This is a genomic window from Butyrivibrio sp. INlla14, assembly GCF_900102515.1.
Classification (GTDB): Bacteria; Bacillota; Clostridia; order Lachnospirales; family Lachnospiraceae; genus Butyrivibrio.
Map to the genome: position 1 here is coordinate 1 of NZ_FMVS01000006.1, position 16,104 is coordinate 16,104.

A 16,104-nucleotide genomic window follows, 5' to 3' on the forward strand; every position below is an offset into this window, starting at 1 on the left:
TTAAGGCAAATGCAGAGAGGGAGGACTGATATCATGGCAAGAACAAGTTTAGACGATAGAATCAAGAAACAGGAAGAGGCAGTATTTAAGGCAAAAGACAGATATGAAGCAGAGCTTAAAGAACTGGACAAGCTCATAACAAAGCGCAGGGAACTTGAGAGCAAGGAACTGGTGAAGGCTTTCGAGAAGAGTAAAAAGTCACTGAAAGAGATCATAGAATTCATGAATGGGGACGCTGATGAGGAGGATTAAAAATCATCAACCCTGCATTAAGAGATTTTTTGAGGGGATTTACCGGAAGTGACGACGAGAGTTAAAAAGATAGGAAGTTAACATTTACAAATTCTGTTAAAATCTTAAAAATCCTGGCTGTAGTTTTTCGTTTTTTTGCACAAATCTTGTAAAAACTCTTTTGGAGTTTTCGTAATATTCACATGATATTTGTGATGTTTACAGGAAACTATTTTAGTTGTATGAAAATTGTGCACACAAATAGCAAATTGTGCAAATTATTAAGCAATTATTAAGAAGTTATTACAAATCATTACTGTTAGAATGATGGTGCTCGAGCAAGTAACTATCATAAACATGCTGGTATTGGGGGATGTCTGGCATGTAGATTCACGAAATCCAACTTAATAAGAAATGGAGAAACAAGTATGAAAAAGTTTAACGTGAAAGGGATCATTTCGAAACTACTGATCATGCTTCTCCTTGTTAGCACAATGGGGGTGTGCTTCAAGAGTAATGTGAGGGCCGCAAGCTACAATCTCATGGAGACCTATGGCGCCAAATACGGGTATTCCGGCAACTGTGTTCATACATTTATGCTCAGAAACCAGAGTACAGTTAACGCCATCAAGAAAGATTCAAACATTGTCACCTTGGGAAATGAGTTTAAGCCAGATTATCTTTTAGGAAGCAGATCTGCTACTCTCATATCAGTAGACGAAGCAAAAAGACTTGGCTACTACATTCCCTCAAATTATAAGGAAAGCTATGTTCCAAAGATCAACTTTTCCACTGTTGATGAAGCCATGAAACTCTGCTATCAGAATGGTCTTAAGATGAGAGGCCACACTTTGGTTTGGCATTCTCAGACCCCTACATGGTTCTTTAGAAATGGTTTTTCAGGAAATGGCGGCTTTGTAAACCAGTCCACAATGGATGCCCGCCTGGAGTTCTATGTCAAGTCAGTTCTTAATCATGTTTATTCAAGCCAGTACGGCAGCGTTGTTGTATACTGGGATGTTGCAAATGAGATCATGCATGCCCAGAACTCAGGCTGGGAGGCTGTTTACGGAAACAATAAGACTAACGCTTCTTATGTAAAAAAAGCTTTCAATTACGCCTATGAGTGTCTTGAATACTTCAAGCTTACGGATAAGGTAAAGCTCTTTTACAATGATTACAACACTTACATGGTAGTTAACGACGAGATCAAGCTTGTTAATTACATCAACCAGGGCAAAAAAGTCTGCGCCGGCATCGGAATGCAGTCTCACCTTAGCACAAGCTATCCTTCAGTTGATTATTATACACAGGCTCTCAATGCCTTTATCAGAGCAGGTTTCGAGGTTCAGATCACAGAGCTTGATATCAAGAACAACGGCGACAACGATCTTAACAACTACTGCTATCAGCTCTTTAAGAACATCAATACAGCCAAAAAGAATGGCGGAAACATTTCCTGCATCACATGGTGGGGCCCTTCAGATGCTGAAACCTGGTTATCAGGTCAGAAGCCTCTTATCTGGTCAAACATTGGCGTTAGTAAGCCAGCTTATGACTATGTGGTTAAGGCTTATACTGATGTCTTTGGCAATCCCGGTCAGGGCGGAAGCGGCTCTGGCAGCGGAAGTGGTAGTGGAAGTGGATCTTCAGAAACAGCACCTTCTGGAAACACCAATGCTACAGCGCATATCGATGATGGCTGGTATTACATCAAGAATCCTGCAACTCAGAAGTATCTTACAGTTGAGGGCAACAAGGCAGATGGCTGGAACAGCGTTGTAATAAGCTCCGGCACAGGTGTTGACGGCCAGAAGTGGTATGTAACAAATAGAAATGATGGTTACGTAACACTCACAAGTAAACTTGGAAATATCATGATGGATGTAGCTAACGGAGAGGACGTTGATGGCGCAAACATCGGAACATACCAGGGCTACGGCGGAAACGCTCAGCAGTTTATCTTAAAGGCAACAAGTACAAACGGTGTTTACACTATCGGAACAAAGAGTTCAAATGCTGCCAAGTATCTTGATATCTATGAGAAAAAGACAGCTGACGGAACAAACGTAGTACAGTGGACCTACAATGGCGGCGCTAACCAGCAGTGGCAGTTTGAAAAGACAGACGCAGGCTCACAGGGCGGCTCTACCGGCGGCAACGAAGGCCAGGGCGGCAATGGCGGCTCTACTGGCGGCAATGAAGGTCAGGGTGGTTCAACTGGCGGTAACGAAGGCCAGGGCGGACAAGGTCAGACAGACCCACAGCCTACTCCAGTTGTTTCATCTGGTCTTTCACTTGAATATTCAATTAATAGCTGGGGTTCAGGCTATCAGGTAACCTATAAGATTTCCAACAACTCTGGAAACACAGTTGATGGCTGGACACTCAAGGTTAACAAGAATCAGGTAAATATTGATTCTTGCTGGAATGTAAATCTTGAATCAAGTGGTGATTATTATGTGATCACTCCTGTAGACTGGAACAAGTCTATTGCAAACGGACAGAGTATTGAATTTGGTTCAATCGGTGTAGGCCAGGTAGGCAGCTCTTTTGACTACGTTCTTGAAAGCGCAGCTGGAAGCACCACAGGAAGTGGTTCTGCAGGAAATGAAGGCGGAAACAGTGGTTCTACTGGTGGAAACGAGAATCAGGGCGGCAACGAGTCTGCTGGTGGTAATGAAGGCCAGGAGCCAACTCCTAACCCACATTACGATCCAACTGCCAAGATTGAGAACTCAATCCCTTCCAAATATTCATCTGCAAGATACGGAGAAGGTTCAGGTACTATAGTGAACATTTCCTATACTGCACATGACACAGAGGCTAATGGCCGCACATATACCAAGAAGGCTAACGTATACCTTCCTGCCGGATACAGTCCAGACAAGAAGTACAATGTTCTTTACCTTCTCCACGGTATCGGCGGAAACGAGAACGAATGGGGTATGACAGGCAACAACTCAACAGTAAAGGCTATCATGGATAACTTGTCATACTATGGCGACATTGATTCATTTATCGTAGTTACACCAAATGGTAAGGCTTCAGCCAGCGGCTCAACAAATTCTTTTTACAACTTCGGTGCTGAGCTCAGATACGACCTCATTCCTTACATTGACTCTCACTACAGCACAAATGCTGACAGAGATCACAGAGCTATAGCTGGTCTTTCAATGGGCGGAATGCAGACTATCAACATTGGTATCGGAGAGTGCGTTGATCTGTTTGGCTACTTTGGAGCATTTTCAGCAGCTCCTACAAGTAATGCAGCTTCCAAGACCGCATCACTTCTTAGTGGCAATTCATATCCTATCCACTATTTCTACAATGTATGTGGACTTCAGGATGGCATCGCATACTCAAGCCACTCACAGGCAGCCAAGAACCTGCCTTCTGTATGCAATCAGTTCGTAAGCGGCCAGAACTACATGTGGCAGGAGCTAAACGGCGGCCATGATTTCAACATCTGGTACCTCGGCTTCTACAACTTCGCGCAGATTGCTTTTAAATAAGAAAAAGCCGCAGGATAAAAATCCTGCGGCTCTTACTTTGCCTTAAGTTATCCGATGGCCTTTTTAACAGCCTCGAGAACACGGTCAGCCTGGAAAGGCTTAACAATGAAGTCCTTGGCTCCGGCCTGAATAGATTCAATTACCATTGCCTGCTGACCCATAGCAGAGCACATAATGCAAACTGCATTAGGATCTGCAGCCTTGATTCCCTTCAAGGCTCCGATACCATCAAGCTCAGGCATTGTGATATCCAGAGTTACAAGGTCGGGTTTCAACTCATTATATTTTTCGATTGCGACTTTACCGTTCTCAGCTTCGCCAGCAATCTCATATCCGTTCTTGGAGAGGATATCCTTAAGCATCATGCGCATGAAAGCGGCGTCATCAGTAATGAGTATTCTTTTTCCCATATTGAACCTCCAATAAGTATTTTTAGTTGCTAAGAAAATTGATGAAATTTCTTTCTTTCTTTTTTTTATTTTTTAGTTGTTCAGTACATAATCTATTGTAACACGGATTTATAAATATAAGCGTTAAATCGTTATGCTAAAAATTAAAATTTGATAAAGTCTTGGGAAAATTTATGCTAATATAATGACTTATTTATATACTGGAAGCGTGTAATCGTACTCTGTGTCGCGGTGATCCACAATTTGCCACTGGGTAATTGTATATTTATTCGTTGAATTGGTGGAGTTGTTTCTAATATTTGACATTAACGTAATATCAAGTGACTGATTATCGGTAATTGGTATACTTTTCTTAATTATATCATCTTGAGAAAAGTTTTCATAGCCTGAATTTACGGCGGCTACAAAGGCATTTCCCTCATGGCAGGCTCTGTAATATGCTAGCTGTCTCTGGGCTAGATTGTTGCTAAGATTATAGTCAGCTTTTGAATTTACTAGTGTAAGGGTGGCAAAAGAGATAAGGCTCAGCACCGCAAAGATCAGCAGTATCGAAGCGCTTCCTGCGTTTATTCCCTTGGATCTTCTTGCTTTCATTTTTCGTTACCTTCCTATTTGCACCATTTCTAAAATTAGTCTTCCCCGACATACACATCTACGGTGTTCTCAAACAGCACATCACTACTATCTTCCGGAATAACCATGTAACTTTCACTCCGTCCTCTGATGTCTAAAATTGCAATCTTTCCAGTTATTGCATAGCCCTTAAGGGAAGCCTCCTTATCTTTTACGTCAGCATACACGTTATCCGCCAGGTCTTTTCTGATAATGAGCATAGCCTCGTAGGAGGCTCCAGACAAAGAACTGTCTATCGGATACCAGTCCTGGTCGAAAAAAAGGATGATCGTGCCATCACTTTCAGTATCTTCCTCCGCAAGATAGGCTGTAGGGTACAGATTTTTTATCATTAGAAGGTGTCCGTTGCTACCATAGAAGCTTTCGGACAGATTCTGGGACCACAAAATAGCATTATTTAGATTCTTGTCCTGATCTGACATAATGTGGGCAGCAGCAAACAGCCGCAGGCATACAGCACTTGCCAGGGAAAAGAACAAAATAGCGATTATGATTTCCATTAGGAAAAGACTTGTTTTTGAATGGGATGAATTCATAGGCCAATTATCTCTTTTTACTTGCTGTGGATTGAAATGTATACGGTTTCTTCCTGCCCGTCTTCTTCAGTTATGGTAGCCCGGAGTAGATCGTCACTAGCTTTTTCAATCATAAAGGAATTGATCTTTAAAATTTTCTGCCCGGTCTGAGGGTAAAAACTTTCAAGGTCGTCTCTTGCAAACAATTCCATCAGATACCCCTCATGGCTGTAAATGTAGGTATTGTAGAGGTCTCCGTTTACCTCCTGCTGGAACACAAGCACATTTTGCCCAAAGAGCTCCCGGACGAAGATAGAGCCTGACACATCCGACTGTCTGACCTTCTCTGTGACATAAGCGATAGAGACCCGCTGGGCGTAGTTGTCGTTGGTCTGAGCCACATTCTTTTTATATATGCTTGCACCTATGGCGATAATTGTAAGGGCAGACAAAAGAAAAAGCAGCATCAGGCAGATGACAAAAACCGTATCAATTACATGTTTTTTGCTTGTTCTTGGATTCATCTTTTTCCTCAGATCAGTTTAAAGCTACTTCTTTATGCGGATTATGGTTACATCGGGATACAGATTGGATGCAACCGGGATATAGTCAACAAAAAATGTTTCTTTGTCGTAGGTCAGGCCATAGTGGTCTTCAAGATACTTAAGGTCAGGTGGATAACTGCCTTCAATGGCATAGCACTGGACAATGTCGCGGGAGAGGGCATTTTCTAAGGATTCTTGTTGCTTACTGATGGAACTTTTGCCGGTAGCATCAACAGCCAGGAAAAAGAGAAGGGCGATTCCCACAAAAATAGCTATGGAAATAAGCCTATAGGCTCCGTCAGAAATCCTGAATATTCTGTTTTCCTTTGATTCGAATCTATTAGCCATACATTTCTCCTGGATTTATGCCTCTTCCAAGGTTTGTGCGGTACTAGGTTTTTGCAAGTGGCTGTCTGGTGCATATATCGGCAGCATTCTCTCACCCGATAGTCGTCATGATGCCCATAAGGGGCAGTATTACTGACAAAAGAATGATTCCGACGATGACGGACAGGATTATTACTAGGGTTGGCTCAACTATTGAGATAAAAGAGTAGATTTTTCGCTCTGTTTCTTTTTCATAGCGGTCAGCAATCTGCTGCATAGCGCTGTCCATGGAACCTGCCTTGAAACCAACGGAAACCATCTGGGAATAAAAAGAAGTGAAAATGTTGGATTTTTCAAGGGCTTCAGGAAAGCTATCTCCCTCAAGCAGGAGATTTCGGCAGTTTTCGACCTTTTTTTTCATCTCATCAGTTTCAACAAGCTTGCTAACAAGAGAGAGCCCCTCGAAAGTGTCCATGCCGCTTGAAAGAGTAAGGACCATGCCGCTTGCAAATCTGGCACTCTCAAGTTCCTGCATGAGTTTCTTGGTGGTTACGAATTTGCTGAGGATTTTTTTGAATAGCTTTTTACCCTTGTCAGTGCTTGAGAAGAAGATGAACAAGAAGGCTATGATCACCAAAATGGCCACCATTACTATGGAATACTTGTTCAGTATGTTTCCAAGATCAAGAAGAGACTGGGAAAATCCGCTCATATTGGTGCCTAGCTGTGCAAAAACCTGCTGGAAGATAGGAAGAACTTTGATGATGAGGACTATGACAACAACAAGCATCATAAATACCATGATGAGAGGGTAGCTGACTGCGCTTTTTATGCTGGTTGATATGGATTCCTCGCGCTCGTAGTAGTCAGCCAGGGAATTCATGACTGTATCCAGAGTTCCGGATTCCTCACCGATTGTCACCATATGGACCATGTAGTCAGGAAAAGAACCATTCATCTCAAGGGCAACGTGGAATTTTTCACCGCTCATTAGCACATGGTTTATCTGTTCCAGGAGTTTCTTGGCAGAAGCGTCGTGGGAATCCTGGATCAGAATCTCAATTCCTTCTGCAGGAGAGATGCCAGCTTTTATCAAAAGAGCCATCTGCCTGCAAAAGCTTGCTATTTCATAGTTTGAAAGCTTTAACTGTGTTTTTTTCTGTATCATCTTGCCTCCATCAGTAAATGTATTTAACTGAGTAGTTCTTGCCATCGCCAATAAAGTCTTTTAAAGCTTTTTCTTCCGTATTTGATGCAAAGGTCGGATCCATTAAAGACCACTCTTTTCCGTCAAACTGTATCATACCGTTGACCCAGCCAATGTCCTTTATATAAGTGCTGATCCAGGCGTGATAAGCTGTTCCAGCATAGCCAATTTCCATTCTGGTAGGAATCCTCTGGCTTCTTAACATGCTGCACATAAGAGCGGAGTAGTCGAGGCATATACCTTTTTTGGTGGTCATAACCTCGTTGATGTCAGGAAGATAGCCGCTTTGCACTGTTTCAGCTTCATCGTAGTCATATTTGATATTTTCTATCATGAAGTTGTAGACTTCTGATACTACTTCCAGGTCATTATTACAAGTAAAAGCCAGTTCCTCAGCTTTTTTTACAGCAAGGCTGTCGGCGCTGAAAGTGCAGTACTGGTTTGGATACAGAAAAGGCCCGAATTCATTAGCGAGCGTAACATCAACCATCTGGGAAAAGACGGTTGTGTACTGGGTTCCTTGCAGGTTTTCAAAGACATTTACCAGATACTGACCATTGCCACTCTGGAGAGGAAAGACCTCATCAGTGGGGGCTCCTACTGTAAGGTTGTAGGTGTAGGTAATCTCGTTTGGACCTGTTATCTGGAGCTTTACCTTGCCAGAATCCCCGGTATACCTTACTACGATGTAGCCCTCGGAAATGTTGGAAGCATCAAGATGGGCGTATTCATTCTCGTAGACAGTAGTTCCCGGCGCTTCTGGGACAAGACACACGGAAGTGTTATCTCTTTCCCCTTTTACAGGCGGAGCAGTGCTTTCTGTGACTGCAGCCTCCGCAGGACTAGAAGCAGGCTTGTTTCCTATATTAGAACTTGCTGTTCTTGTGGCGCCTTCATCTGCGCTTTCACAGGAAACTAAAGCCATGGAGGCAAGCCCCACGGCTAGAAAGATAGCTATTTTGTTTTTATTAAACAATCTGTCTGCTTTTAATTTTTTTATCATATTCATGAGAGAATCTGGGGAATTTCCTTAAGCCTCTTGTATCCAAGAGAAATGAGCTCAGCTATTTTTTCTTTGTGTTCGTCTCGGTTAAGACAGCGTGAATAAGCAACTTCCAGCGGATCGCCAATGTTCATTTCGTTGTAGCCGTGAATTCTTTTGGTGAGGTCCATAAGAAACATATCCGCCTTCACGTCATCACAGTTTTCCATGATCATAATGAATTCATTGCCACCATTTCTGCCAATGTGGCCATAATCCTGGCTAACATCCTCCAGAATTGAGCTAAACTCGGAAATCAGGAAGTTTCCATTTGTATGCCCATTATCCTTGTTAATAGAAGAGAGATTATTGATCTTAAGCAGGAGGAATCCAGCATTTGGTAAGATTTCAGGAGAACTGAAGCTCTCAAAGATCAGATCACAGCTGTATCTGTTAGGAAGCCCTGTCAGCTTGTCTATGTAAGCAAGCCGGTTAAGATGCCTGCCAATTGATGCGGTTCTATGGAGAATGTAAAAGTCAAAAATGACAGAAAAAGCAAACAAAATAAGAGTAATGAGCATGACATAGAAAATAGGAGGAGTTGGAGAAGCTATAATGCCATCCACAACTGCCTGGTCTCTAAAGAACATTACGGCAAGAATAATTGTCAATATGGCGAGAACGACCAGAGAGATGATCTTATATATGTAAATGCTGTTATATACAGTTGCTCTTTTGTTTTTATCGAAGAACTCTGTCTGCATCACAATCCTCCTGCGTATCAAACTATTTAGCAGATTTCAAGCACAAAGTATCAAATGCAAATGAACATATGTATAATTATTGTACTATATTTAGTTAATGATATAAAGGAGATTTGTTGTTGCTTATGTTGATGCTTGTGTTGATGCTTATGCTGCTACTTGTGTTGATGCTTGCGGAGGCGAGAATTGTACTATTACATGTGGAAAGCTGTTTGTTGAGAAAACGCGTGTACATTGCAAAAAAATGAAAATATCATTTTACACGCCAAAAAGAATGCAATAGAAAAATGCGTGTAGGGAATTCTGATAATAACTGGCATCCTACACGCACAGAAGAGTCAAACGGGAATACGCGTGTAAGGGCATCGTGATGGAAAGCGGGAGTGTACACGCATATAAGGGCCAAACAGAAATATGCGTGTAAGGGCATTGTGATGGAAAGCGAGAGCGTACACGCATATAAGAGCCAAACAGTAATATGCGTGTAAGGGCATCGTGATGAAAGTGGGAGTGTACACGCATATAAGAGCCAAACAAGAGTATGCGTGTATGTGGAGTATGGATCCATGCATTACGCAGGATTCGTCCCTCGTTTCGCAAGGGACTGGTCCAATACGCCCCATTTCCAAATGAAAATCAAGCTTCTATAGTTTAATTGCAGATGGAACTCTCTTGTTAAAGGTGTAGTACTCGGTAAAGCCGCAATTCATAGCAATTTCACGGGCTTTTTCAAAAGAACCTGCGATACCTTCTGGAGTGTGGGCATCGGCTCCGAAAGTTATGATACGTCCGCCAAGCTCATGGAATCTTTTCAATACATCTGCTGGTGGATTGGGCTCCTTGCTTCCACGGAAAAGAGCCTTGGTATTAAGGTCAAGTCCCTTGCCATTTTTGACAAGTGTGACTAGAATTTCATCTATTATTTCCTTATACATATTGTAAGAGTAGTAAGGCGCGCCACTTGGGGCATAGCGCACAATGTAGTCAAGGTGTCCCAGACAGTCATAGTCATTAAAGGCTTGGATGTTCTCTAAAGTGGATTCAAAGTAGCGAAGGATCACATCTTTTTCATCCTTGCCTTCCCAGGCCTCAGGGTAGAAGGGATCCTTTTTATCAAGAAGGTGGATAGAACCAATGACAAAGTCGAAGTCATTTTCCTTTATAAGAGCAGAGTTTGTATCTGTGATCTGCATCTGAAGCCCTAGTTCAATTCCATATTTTATAGTGATCTTATCCTTATACTCTTCTTTATAGGAAAAGAGATCACGCTTATAGGCTGGAATGTCAAGAGTAAAGAGGCCTTCCGGAACTTCTTTTGTCACAGGAAAGTCCAGATCCATATGCTCAGTAAAACAGATTTCTGAGAGGCCAAGCTTTATGGCACTCTCAATCATATCTTTCATTGGAGTGTCGCTATCTCCGGAATGATCTGAATGCATGTGATAGTCAGCGGGAAGTATATTCATTTATATCCTTTCCTGGCATATTGCTTGTTATGCAAAATCCATTTGAAATATTGATTATTGTTGATATTACAAATATGTATGGCTTTTATAATTTTTTTATAAAGACCTGTAAAGTGCCACAGTTACGCATTTTTTAAAAATTCGCCGTTTGCACCCTATTATGATATCACGTTTTTTAAATATTCTTACTTGATTTATGTGGAAAAGTCTATTAGAATTGTAATTGCTGATAAAAAATTATCAAATTGATATGTAACAGCAATCAAAATATAAATTTCATTTTAGGAGGAACTTAAAATGGCAGTAAAAGTTGCAATTAATGGTTTTGGCCGTATCGGTCGTCTTGCATTCAGACAGATGTTTGGTGCAGAAGGTTACGAAGTAGTAGCTATCAACGATTTGACAAGCCCTAAGATGCTTGCTCATCTCTTGAAGTATGATTCATCACAGGGCCGTTACGTAGAAGTAGGTCATGAGGATGACGTAACAGCTGATGATGAGGCTGGTACAATCACAGTAAAGGGTAAGACAATCAAGATCTACAAAGAGCCAGATGCTAACAACTGCCCTTGGGGAGAGCTTGGCGTAGACGTTGTTCTTGAGTGCTCAGGCTTCTATACATCAAAGGAAAAGGCACAGGCACACATCAATGCTGGTGCTAAGAAGGTAGTTATCTCTGCTCCTGCAGGAAACGATCTTCCTACAATCGTTTACAACGTAAACCACAAGACTCTTACAAAGGATGACAAGATCATTTCAGCTGCTTCTTGCACAACAAACTGTCTTGCACCTATGGCTAAGGCTCTTAACGATTACGCTCCAATTCAGTCAGGTATCATGTGCACAATCCACGCTTACACAGGTGACCAGATGATCCTTGATGGACCACAGAGAAAGGGCGACCTCAGAAGATCACGTGCTGGTGCTTGCAACATCGTTCCTAACTCAACAGGTGCTGCTAAGGCTATCGGCCTTGTTATCCCTGAACTTAACGGAAAGCTCATCGGCGCTGCTCAGCGTGTTCCTACACCTACAGGATCAACAACACTTCTCTTTGCAGTAGTTAAGAAGGCTGACGTTACTAAGGAAGCTGTTAACGCAGCTATGAAGGCAGCAGCTACAGAGTCATTCGGATACAACACAGACGAGATCGTTTCATCTGATATCGTTGGTATGAGATTTGGTTCACTCTTCGATGCTACTCAGACTCTTGTAAACAAGGTTGATGACGATACATACGAAGTACAGGTTGTTTCATGGTATGACAACGAGAACTCATACACATCACAGATGGTTAGAACAATCAAGTACTTTGCAGAGCTTGGCTGATCTACCTCGAATATCGAAATAGACTTTTGATGAGGTCCGGTCCATATGGGCCGGGCCTCATTTTTTTAAACCTTTTCAGCATCCGATTCAGAGGATGCAATAATTCAAATCATAATTCCAGGAGGAAAAAAATATGTCACTTAACAAAAAGTCAGTAGATGACATCAATGTAAAGGGCAGACGCGTACTCGTTCGTTGCGATTTCAACGTACCTCTTAAGGGTGGCGAGATCACAGACGAGACAAGAATCGTAGCAGCTCTTCCTACAATCCAGAAGCTTATCAAGGACGGCGGTAAGGTTATCCTTTGCTCACACCTTGGAAAGGTTAAGAATGGCCCTAACGAGGGAGAGTCACTTGCTCCAGTTGCTAAGAGACTTTCAGAGAAGCTTGGCAAGGAAGTTAAGTTCATCGCTGATTACAACGTAACAGGCGCTGACGCTACAGCAGCTGTTGCAGCTATGAATGAGGGAGATGTAATTCTTCTTCAGAACACAAGATTCAGAGGCAAGGAAGAGACTAAGCCTGAAGAGGCTGGTGAGGCTTTTGCAAAAGAGCTTGCTGATCTTGCTGATGATTATGTATGCGATGCTTTTGGTTCAGCTCACAGAGCACATGCTTCAGTTGCAGTTGTTACTAAGTACATCACACAGAAGGGTGGCAGCAATGTAGTTGGTTACCTTATGCAGAAGGAAATCGACTTCCTTGGAAACGCTGTTGAGAACCCAGTTAGACCTTTCGTAGCTATTCTTGGTGGCGCTAAGGTTGCTGATAAGCTCAACGTTATCAACACTCTTCTTGATAAGTGCGATACTCTTATCATCGGTGGTGGTATGGCTTACACATTCCTTAAGGCTAAGGGATATGAAGTTGGTAAGTCACTTCTTGATGAGACAAAGGTTGATTATTGTAGGGAAATGATGGAGAAGGCTCAGAAGGCTGGCAAGCAGCTTCTTCTTCCTGTTGACGCTGTAACTATCGCAGAGTTCCCAGATCCTATCGACAATCCATCAATTGAGACAGTAGTTGTTGATGCTGATAAGATCCCTGCTGACAGAGAGGGTGCTGATATCGGACCTAAGACAATCGCTCTTTACGCAGAGGCTGTTAAGTCTGCTAAGACTGTTGTTTGGAACGGACCTATGGGCGTATTCGAGAACCCAGTTCTTGCTACAGGTACCAAGGAAGTTGCTAAGGCACTTTCAGAGACATCTGCTACAACAATCATCGGTGGTGGTGATAGTGCTGCAGCTGTTAACCAGCTTGGCTATGCTGACAAGATGAGCCACATCTCAACAGGTGGTGGTGCTTCTCTTGAGTTCCTTGAAGGCAAGAAGCTTCCAGGCGTATACGCAGCTGACGACAAAGATTGAGAACAGAACCTCATTATAAATGATGTGAACCGGTATAAGGAGACAAAAATGGCAAGAAGAAGAATTATTGCCGGCAACTGGAAGATGAACATGACACCTTCTGAGGCTGTTAAGCTTGTTGCTGAGCTCAAGGATTTAGTTAAGAACGATGCTGTAGACGTAGTATACTGCGTACCAGCTATCGATATCGTACCTGTAGTAGAGGCTGTTAAGGGCACAAACGTTAATGTTGGTGCTGAGAACTTCTACATCGAGGACAAGGGTGCATTCACAGGTGAAATTTCTGCACCAATGCTTGTAGATGCAGGCGTTAAATATGTTATCATGGGACATTCTGAGAGAAGAGACATCTTCGGCGAGAATGATATCCTCATCAATGCTAAGGTTAAGAAGGCATTCGCTGCTGGTCTTACACCTATCCTTTGCTGTGGTGAGTCTCTTGCACTTCGTAAGGCTGGTACTTACAAGGAGTGGATTGAGAGACAGATCACTTGGGACCTTTCAGGTGTAACAGCTGACCAGGTTAAGAAGCTTGTTATCGCTTACGAGCCTATCTGGGCTATCGGAACAGGCGAGACAGCTACAGCTGATCAGGCTGAGGAAGTTTGCGGATTCATCCGTGAGCTCATTGCTAAGCTCTACGACCAGGCTACAGCTGATGAAGTTCGTATCCAGTACGGCGGATCAATGAACGCTGGCAACGCTGCTGAGCTTCTTTCAAAGCCTAACATCGACGGTGGTCTCATCGGCGGTGCTTCCCTTAAGCCAGACTTCGGCAAGATCGTTAACGCCTAAGCCAGAAATGGATCTAGGGGACGGAGTCAACAGACCATGTCGGTAAAAAGGACGAAAGTAACCAGATCAGAAATACATTGAGATGGAAACCATTTCCTGCATTGTGCAGAGTAAATGGCTTCCATCTTTTTTTACACCAGAAAAATGGTACTGAGTGACGGAGTCAACGTCATTTAGATAAGGAAATGCAGTAAATGCGAAATAGGCACGCCACGTTCTTCGGATTATACAGTAGCGGCCATTCTCTTTGCGCATGCAACAATATTCTGCTATACTCTATAGGGCTGCAAAAGACAGCCGTAGAGGAGCCTAAAACTATGAAAAAAAACAACATTATCCTGATAGGAATGCCTGCTTCTGGAAAGAGTACAGTAGGCGTAATACTTGCAAAGATTCTGGGGTATAACTTCGTAGATGCTGATATAGTAATCCAGAAAAAAGAAGGACGTAAACTATCTCAGATCATTGAGACAGAAGGAATTGACGGCTTCATCAATATAGAAAATCAGATCAACTCTGAGATTGAAGTTGAAAAGAGTGTCATTGCTACAGGCGGTAGTGCCGTATATGGCAAAGAGGCTATGGACCACTACAAGAATATTGGAAAGGTAGTCTATCTTAAGGTTAGCATGGATACACTTACAAAGCGCCTTAGAGATGTTAAGCAGAGAGGCGTAGTTATGAGAGAAGGCCAGTCGCTGGTGTCTCTCTACAACGAAAGAACCCCTCTATATGAGAGATATGCAGACATCACCATCGATGAAGGTGATAAGACAATGGAAGAAGTTGTCGCAGATTTGTTGGCTGCACTAGCTTGATCTGAAGATAAAATCATTGATAGATTATCTTTAGTTATCATCTTGATTTTCTCCCAAGTTGTAGCCTATCTTCTATATTGGTCTGTACATTAGCTCATTCCCATGATCTTTTAGCCATTTGCGCTTTTCTTTATAATCAGGAATGATTTTCTCAACTTCTGCCCAGAATCTTGGTGAGTGATTCATCTCTTTTCTGTGGCAGAGTTCATGAACGATGACGTAGTCTATGATCTCATCTGGAGTTTTCATAAGTAAACAATTAAAATTAAGATTTCCCTTGGCGGAGCAGCTTCCCCAGCGGCTCTTTTGCATTCTGATAGTGATATTTCCGTAGGTCACACCAATGAGAGCGGCGTAAGACCTGACTTTCCCAGGGATGATCCTCTTGGCCCGGGTTTTTAGGAGCTTTATTTCCTGCTCGGAAATGGGCATTTTTTCCTCTCCAGCCTCCTGGCGTTCTTTTTGCTTGTTCTTCATCTTGCGCACATGATCATCAATCCAATCGGCTTTTTGTCCAATAAATTTGTTGATTTGTGAAATTGGCATGCGAAGCGGCGCACGGACACAAACTTCGCCTTTGGCGTTAACCTCTATGACTAATGTTTTTCTTTTGCTTCTGATCAATTTGATTTCCTGACTCATACAATAATTATATCATATGCCTTGAAAGTGTAGAGGTTGACTGAAATCATGCAAGAAAATAGAAAAACCAAGTTATGCATGACAAGTGTAGAAATGGATCATGCAAGAAAATAGAAAAACTAAGTTATGCATGACAAGTGCAGAATAGAATCATGCAAGAAACAATAAAAAACAGATTATGCATGACACTCCAAGAACGAAATGATGCAAGGAAAGAGAAAAGTAAGAAATTGCATGATTTGTGCTGGCTAGAGTGATGCAAGAAAATGAAAATGCAGATTTTACATCACTTAGTGAGAACATAATGATGCAAGAAAATAGAAAAACTAAGTTATGCATGACAAGTGCAGAACAGAATCATGCAAGAAACAATAAAAAACAGATTATGTATGATACTCTGAGAAAAAATGATGCAAGGAAAGAGAAAAGTAAGAAATTGCATGATTTGTGCTGGCTAGAGTGATGCAAGAAAATGAAAATGCAGATTTTGCATCACTTGGTGAGAATAAAATGATGCAAGAAAATAGAAAACTAAGTTATGCATGACAAGTGC

The 16,104-nt window shown here is 42.2% G+C and carries 16 protein-coding genes; 6 read left to right on the forward strand and 10 right to left on the reverse strand.

The window, feature by feature from the left end:
* Positions 1–33: 33 nt before the first annotated feature.
* Positions 34–252: a hypothetical protein gene (locus BLO53_RS04610; protein WP_022755965.1), complete on the forward strand. Its 219-nt coding sequence runs from the start codon at positions 34–36 to the stop codon at positions 250–252.
* 407 nt (positions 253–659) lie between these two features.
* On the forward strand, positions 660–3,746 hold the full coding sequence (locus BLO53_RS04615; RefSeq protein ID WP_176757167.1) for an endo-1,4-beta-xylanase: 3,087 nt from the start codon (positions 660–662) through the stop codon (positions 3,744–3,746).
* Between the two features lie 47 nt (positions 3,747–3,793).
* On the opposite strand, the gene BLO53_RS04620 is transcribed toward BLO53_RS04615, so the two are convergent.
* From BLO53_RS04620 to BLO53_RS04660, 9 genes are all read right to left on the reverse strand, one after another.
* Positions 3,794–4,156: a response regulator gene (locus BLO53_RS04620; protein ID WP_022764589.1), complete on the reverse strand. Its 363-nt coding sequence runs from the start codon at positions 4,154–4,156 to the stop codon at positions 3,794–3,796.
* 189 nt (positions 4,157–4,345) lie between these two features.
* Complete coding sequence (locus tag BLO53_RS04625) at positions 4,346–4,750, reverse strand: hypothetical protein (protein WP_092059334.1); 405 nt, start codon at positions 4,748–4,750, stop codon at positions 4,346–4,348.
* Between the two features lie 35 nt (positions 4,751–4,785).
* Entirely contained in the window at positions 4,786–5,325 is a 540-nt protein-coding gene (locus BLO53_RS04630; RefSeq protein ID WP_092059335.1) for a hypothetical protein, read from the reverse strand.
* A 17-nt stretch (positions 5,326–5,342) separates the two neighbouring features.
* Complete coding sequence (locus BLO53_RS04635; RefSeq protein ID WP_026490514.1) at positions 5,343–5,828, reverse strand: DUF4860 domain-containing protein; 486 nt, start codon at positions 5,826–5,828, stop codon at positions 5,343–5,345.
* Positions 5,829–5,852: 24 nt separating this feature from the next.
* On the reverse strand, positions 5,853–6,197 hold the full coding sequence (locus BLO53_RS04640) for a hypothetical protein (protein WP_092059336.1): 345 nt from the start codon (positions 6,195–6,197) through the stop codon (positions 5,853–5,855).
* 91 nt (positions 6,198–6,288) lie between these two features.
* Entirely contained in the window at positions 6,289–7,344 is a 1,056-nt protein-coding gene (locus BLO53_RS04645; protein WP_092059563.1) for a type II secretion system F family protein, read from the reverse strand.
* A gap of 10 nt (positions 7,345–7,354) precedes the next feature.
* Positions 7,355–8,308: a transglutaminase-like domain-containing protein gene (locus BLO53_RS04650; protein WP_242875301.1), complete on the reverse strand. Its 954-nt coding sequence runs from the start codon at positions 8,306–8,308 to the stop codon at positions 7,355–7,357.
* Positions 8,309–8,388: 80 nt separating this feature from the next.
* On the reverse strand, positions 8,389–9,129 hold the full coding sequence (locus BLO53_RS04655; protein WP_092059337.1) for a GGDEF domain-containing protein: 741 nt from the start codon (positions 9,127–9,129) through the stop codon (positions 8,389–8,391).
* A 644-nt stretch (positions 9,130–9,773) separates the two neighbouring features.
* Complete coding sequence (locus BLO53_RS04660) at positions 9,774–10,595, reverse strand: histidinol-phosphatase HisJ family protein (RefSeq protein ID WP_242875302.1); 822 nt, start codon at positions 10,593–10,595, stop codon at positions 9,774–9,776.
* A 297-nt stretch (positions 10,596–10,892) separates the two neighbouring features.
* On the opposite strand from BLO53_RS04660, the gene gap reads away from it, so the two are divergent.
* The 4 genes from gap (at position 10,893) to BLO53_RS04680 (ending at position 14,909) form a co-directional block, all read left to right on the forward strand.
* Positions 10,893–11,924: a type I glyceraldehyde-3-phosphate dehydrogenase gene (gap, locus tag BLO53_RS04665; RefSeq protein ID WP_026490508.1), complete on the forward strand. Its 1,032-nt coding sequence runs from the start codon at positions 10,893–10,895 to the stop codon at positions 11,922–11,924.
* A gap of 133 nt (positions 11,925–12,057) precedes the next feature.
* Positions 12,058–13,296 carry a phosphoglycerate kinase gene (locus BLO53_RS04670; RefSeq protein ID WP_092059338.1) on the forward strand — a complete coding sequence of 413 codons (1,239 nt, stop codon included), beginning with the start codon at positions 12,058–12,060 and terminating at the stop codon, positions 13,294–13,296.
* Positions 13,297–13,344: 48 nt separating this feature from the next.
* On the forward strand, positions 13,345–14,091 hold the full coding sequence (gene tpiA, locus BLO53_RS04675; RefSeq protein WP_092059339.1) for a triose-phosphate isomerase: 747 nt from the start codon (positions 13,345–13,347) through the stop codon (positions 14,089–14,091).
* Between the two features lie 317 nt (positions 14,092–14,408).
* The gene (locus tag BLO53_RS04680; RefSeq protein WP_092059340.1) at positions 14,409–14,909 is read left to right on the forward strand and encodes a shikimate kinase; all 501 of its coding nucleotides are present in this window, start codon (positions 14,409–14,411) and stop codon (positions 14,907–14,909) included.
* A gap of 72 nt (positions 14,910–14,981) precedes the next feature.
* Here the strand turns inward: BLO53_RS04680 and BLO53_RS04685 are convergent, their stop codons facing one another.
* The gene (locus BLO53_RS04685; RefSeq protein ID WP_330388812.1) at positions 14,982–15,533 is read right to left on the reverse strand and encodes a M48 family metallopeptidase; all 552 of its coding nucleotides are present in this window, start codon (positions 15,531–15,533) and stop codon (positions 14,982–14,984) included.
* Positions 15,534–16,104 lie beyond the last annotated feature (571 nt).